This window comes from Aphanothece microscopica RSMan92 (genome assembly GCF_046613545.2).
GTDB lineage: Bacteria > Cyanobacteriota > Cyanobacteriia > PCC-6307 > Cyanobiaceae > NIES-981.
Genome location: NZ_JBKKKY020000476.1, coordinates 1 through 484 on the forward strand (window position 1 = coordinate 1; position 484 = coordinate 484).

Sequence of the window (484 nt, forward strand, 5' to 3'; positions counted from 1 at the left end):
CCGTTCTCAAGTGCGGCCACCTTGCGGGCATCGCGATCCACACAGGTCACCTCATAACCGAAGTCCGAGAAGCAGGCGGCCGAGACCAGGCCCACATAACCTGCGCCGATGACCGTGATCTTCATGAAGCTGTCCTTGTCGTATGGTGACGTGAGCCCGGGTGCGAATGCGATAGCTGTTTAGACGGTTCCAGCGAGGGATGGAATGGGCCGATGCAGCCCCGGCGTGCAGGCTTCGTGCAGTAGCAGGCGCTCACACCTCATCGCTTCCGGAAAAATGCCTGAAGCCGGAACCTTATGTTCGGCCGGGCCTTACGAACCACACTGGTGAGAGAGAGGCCGGCAGCCCGAGCGAGGGCCAAGAGGACCAGATCGAAAATGGATCGTTCCGGAGAATTCGTGATGGCCCATGGCCGACGCGGCGGGCAGGGATACCAGCGGCAGCCCTTGCCTGGGCTTCGCCCCGGCGTGCACGAAGTGATCGG

General features: G+C 62.2%; 1 protein-coding gene. It reads right to left on the reverse strand.

Going from position 1 to position 484, the window contains the following annotated elements:
* Positions 1-125: NAD-binding protein (locus ACLD7X_RS18620; protein ID WP_411425165.1), on the reverse strand; the 125-nt coding region annotated here is incomplete at its 3' end.
* Positions 126-484 lie beyond the last annotated feature (359 nt).